This is a genomic window from Bartonella sp. AP7XZML, assembly GCF_042195745.1.
GTDB lineage: Bacteria > Pseudomonadota > Alphaproteobacteria > Rhizobiales > Rhizobiaceae > Bartonella.
On the sequence record NZ_JBHIOT010000121.1, the window covers coordinates 1 to 4821 of the forward strand.

The 4821-nt window shown below is 46.9% G+C and carries 2 protein-coding genes; both read left to right on the forward strand.

The genetic code is table 11. The features are described 5' to 3' along the window. Positions 1–32: 32 nt before the first annotated feature. Positions 33–1793, forward strand: a complete 1761-nt coding sequence (locus ACFILT_RS09325; RefSeq protein WP_375679978.1) for a ShlB/FhaC/HecB family hemolysin secretion/activation protein — start codon at positions 33–35, stop codon at positions 1791–1793. A gap of 91 nt (positions 1794–1884) precedes the next feature. Continuing rightward, positions 1885–4821: filamentous hemagglutinin N-terminal domain-containing protein (locus tag ACFILT_RS09330; protein ID WP_375679979.1), on the forward strand; the 2937-nt coding region annotated here is incomplete at its 3' end.

A 4821-nucleotide genomic window follows, 5' to 3' on the forward strand; every position in this document is an offset into this window, starting at 1 on the left:
TCATTTTGTTGCTCATTTTGAGGGCACAATGAATGCATAGATTTTTTTTCACTTTTGTTTTTGCGGCTATTTTGTGCCTTTTCTCGTTGCCGAGTTTTGCCGAAAACATTCGTGAGAAAGCGATTAATCAATCAGAGAGCATCCAACGACAACAAACGCAAGAACAGCGTTTTCAACGATTGCACCGTAGAAACGAAACACATGGGATATTTTGGCCAGACGATGATACCACATCTGCCTATGGTGCTTCGCCTAGTACAACCTGTTTGCTGATCAAAAGCATTGAATTTGTTGGTGCTCAGTTGATTTCTCACACCGACCTTCATGGAGCCATTTCTCTTTGGGAAGGGCGGTGTTTGGGGATTGCCGAAATCAACAAAGTGCTCAAAGCGGTGACCAAGCTTTATATGAAGCGCGGCTATATTGCGGTGCGGGCTTATTTGCCTGAGCAAGATTTAAGCGGCGGTCATCTCAAGATTGTTGTAGTTGAAGGTGTGATGGAAGATATTACCCTTGATGGGCATAAAGTTGAGAGGAGACTTCAAGGAGAAATCACCACGGCTTTTCCAAACCTTATTGGAAAGCCGACCAATCTGCGCCAGATAGAGCAAGGGCTTGATCAAATCAATCGGCTTTTCTCACGCCAAGCCACCATTAATCTTGGTGCGGGGTGCAATTCGGGTGGTTCGATACTCGATGTTCATATTGAAAAACAGAAACCTTGGCTTATTACGCTTTCCAGCGATAATCTTGGCGCTAAAGCAACAGGGCTTTATCAAACGCGCTTGAGCCTTTCTTTTGATGATCTGTTGGGGATCAATGATCAATGGTCGTTTAGCTATCAGCGCTCCATGGATGGTAGTCCGTATCATTTTTCTCACAAGCGTCCCAATAGTGATACTCTAACGGGATCATTTTCTCTACCCTATGGCACTTGGACAACAGGTTTTGATGGGACGTGGAGCCAATATCATTCGAGTGTTAAGGGAATATTTTCCGATATTATGACAGCGGGTAAGTCTTTATCGCTTACACCGTGGATTTCACGGGTTATCGACCGTGATCAAGAGGGAAAGACCTGGGTTACAGGACGGTTGACATGGAAATATTCTGATAATTTTATTATGGGCAGTCGGGTTGATGTTTCCAGCCGTAAACTAGCTATTGCAACCTTTGAGCTTGATCATTCGCGCAAGTGGCTTGGAGGAGAATTAAGCGCGCATATAGGGTTTCATAAAGGGTTGGCAATTCTTGGCGCTTATGACGATAAAGAGCAAGAGAATGCAACAAAAAATTCACCCAAAGGGCAATTTTCCAAATTGTCTTTTTCCCTAGGCTACGTGCGTCCTTTTTCGCTCAAACAATATAACTTTCGCTATAACACGCTGTTTTCAGGACAATTATCACCCGACACGTTGTTTAGTTCAGAGCAAATATCGCTTGGTGGTAGTTCCTCTGTGCGCGGGGTGCGTGAGGCGATTTATTACGGCAATAATGGGGCGTTTTGGCGCAATGAATTGTCGCTGTTGTTGCCAGGCTTTTCTTCGAGAATGGGGCGTAAATTTATGAGCCAATTTGCCCCTTATATGGCGCTTGATCTGGGGGCCGTGGCCAATGATGTAAACAAAAATAGTTTTGGCGGGAGCCTCGTTGGGGCAACTCTTGGTTTCCATGCAACCGGAGACATTACGGATATTGATGTATCTTATTCGAATATTTTAACCCAATCGACAGTGCGAGAACAGGGGAATGCAACAGGGTTATTTCAAGTGCGGGCATTATTGAGATTTTAGAGCAAAGGGGCGGTAAAAAATATCGCTGCGCTGTTTATACCCATATGGGTTGTTTTTTTTAAGAGATAAAGAATTTTCTGAGGAGCTGAAGATGCGGGGATTGAAAGATCAAAAGCATAGATTGGGATATGGATACAAGCGAGGAAAGCGCGTTTTTTGTGTTTTGCAGCGAGGAATCCATAAGGGGCTTTCACTTGTTTTAAGTTTTTGCTTAGCTTTTCAGCCTTTGTTGTTGCAAGCACAAGCGCTTGGAGCGCGAAGTCCCGTTGCACAAGAGAGCCAAGGGATTAAAGCAGCTGATGGGGTTGGCTCTGTTTTCCGCCCCACGGTGGGGAAAGCCGGCAATGATGTGCCGCTGATTGATATTGTGCGCCCCAATGGACAGGGTCTTTCTCATAACAAATATGACAGTTTCAATGTTGATACTCATGGCGTGATTTTGAACAATTCGACTGAGGAGGTTTCGCGTTCACAGCTTGGGGGATTGGTGCTTGGCAATGGCAATTTGCGTTATAGCGGTGCAGCAAAGGTTATCCTCAATGAAGTGGTGAGTGCCAATCGCTCGCGTCTTGAAGGCGTGAGCGAAGTACATGGGCATATGGCGGATGTTATTATCGCCAACCCCAATGGGATTACCTGTAACGGTTGTGGCTTTATTAATACACCACGGGTGACTTTATCGACTGGACAACCGATTATTGGAGCCGATGGCGCTTTGAGTGCGTTGCGTGTTGAGGGTGGTGATATCACCATAGGCTCTCGTGGGGCTGATGGGGGTGCATTAGATATTTTTGATCTTGTTTCGCGCAAGATCAGTATCGGGGGTCCCATACAGGTCAAAGGAGATTTGGCTGTTATCGCGGGGCGCAATCATTTTGATTATGACAAACGCGAAGCAACTTCTCTTGGTTCTGATGGCAAAGAGCCGGAATTGGCGATTGATTCCAGTGAGTTTGGTGGAATGTATGCGGGGCAGATCCGCGTGATTGCCAATGATAAAGGTGCGGGCGTTAAGATGCGAGGAGACATGGTTGCCAATGCAGGCGCCATGAGATTGACAAGTGATGGCAAGCTGGTAATTGCCAAAGCACGTGCCAAAGGAGCAGTAAAAGCGCGTTCTCACCACGACAGTGTGCATGTGAAAGATCTGCTTTTTTCAGAAGAAGCGGTTGAGCTGAAGGCTTTGAAACATGTTGAACTGGCTGAGCAAGCTCGCGTTGCAGCGAGCGGTACTGTTGATGTGCACGCCGATTTGATCAAGCTCCAGTCTCATGCTCTTCTAGCAAGCGGTATTGGGAGTGATGGTCAACAGTCAGCGACGGGTTCTTTGCATTTACAGGCAGCAAAGCTTGAGGCGGGGAATGGGCGGATAGCCGCCGGTGATCTTTTAGAGATCCAAGCAGCAACAATTGATCTGAGCCGCATGCAAGACAATGATCAAACAGGGGTTTCTTCCCTTGGCGATCTGACCATTAAAACCAATCAAATCACCGCTTTAAACAACCATATTGGTGCCAAGGGGAATATTGTCTTGAGCGCCGATGATGGGCTCACTGTAGGCGCTGGACATTATAGCGCCGGCGGTTCTCTTTTGGTGGAAGCAGCAGAGCTTACATCACGCGCGCGCTTAGTGGCAGAGCAAAAAATTGACCTTTATGCGCATCACGGTGCCCTGATCCAAGAAGGCACTGTCTGGTCTAATGGGAAGATAACGCTGGATGCCCATGGTGCCCTCAATCACACGGGTGATATTGTCAGCATGCAGCAGGTTGCCTTGACAGCGGGGGGCATGCTCACAACCTCTCAAGAGAGCACGATTTTAAGTTATGATGTGGTTTTAAGTGCTGATGCTTTAACCCAAGCAGGGACTGTGGAAGCCCAAGAAGGAGCATTAACCCTTCAAGTGCGTGATGGGGTTATCAATAGCGGCACAATGCGCGGTGAGAGTGTCGATGCTCATATTGGTGCATTTACCAATCAAGGGACGTTTATTGCAACCGATGATTTGCATTTGATGGTAAGCGCACAAGAAGGCGCCGATCCGCAACAAGCCTTTCTGAATAATACATCCGAAGGGGTTCTTCAAAGTGGCGGCGTTTTGGTTTTGATCGCAGGGCAATTAGACAATGCCGGTGTGCTTGGCTCTAGTGGTGAGAATGTTGCCCTCAATGTGGCAGGGAATGTCAGCAATAGTGGGCTGATTTACGCCAAAAAATCTATGGATCTATTCAGTGATGGTAATCTGACCAACACACAGGGCAGAATTATTGCAGAAGAGGCTCTCACCATTGGTGGGCTGAAAGAGACACGTGCTGGTCATATAAACAATGAGGCTGGTCTTCTCAGTGCTTTAGCCGGTGAGATGAAGATTGTTGCAACGTCTTTTGTCAATAAAAGCGCTGAAGCGACAAATTCAGAGCAACAAAACGCTACACATGATGAAGGTGCGCATGTTTTAGCGCGGGATGGTTTGCGCATTGATGTGGGCAGTTTTGAGAATGTTGATGGTCTTATTTCTACGCAAGGGGCAGTTAATATTGTTGCTGATAGTGTGATCCAAGCAGGGCACATAGAGATTGAGCGTGGTGACCTTCAACTGACCAGCCATGGTGATTTAACCAATAGTGGCACGATAGAAAGCAATGATACTATTGCTTTGCATGCGCAAAACACTCTGAACCAAACGGGGCGCATTGTCTCTAAAAAGCGGATAGAGCTTTCCAGTGATGGCATATTGACAATGGGCGAGACAAGTGAGGTTGGCGCCTATGATGTAACGCTGAAGGCAGGCACACTCACCCAAGCTGGGCTTGTGGAAGCGCAAGGCGGGGTACTTACTCTCAACAGCCATGATGTTTTAAGCAATTCCGGTATTATGGTGGGCGGTGTTGTTGATGCGAAGCTTGGGTCTTTAGCCAATTCCGGTCAGCTTTTAGCCAGTGACAGTTTTACGCTTGTGGCAGAAAGCTATGATCCGTCATTGGGGCAAGTTGCTCTGGTTTTAAATGGTGAAGACGGTGTTCTCAAA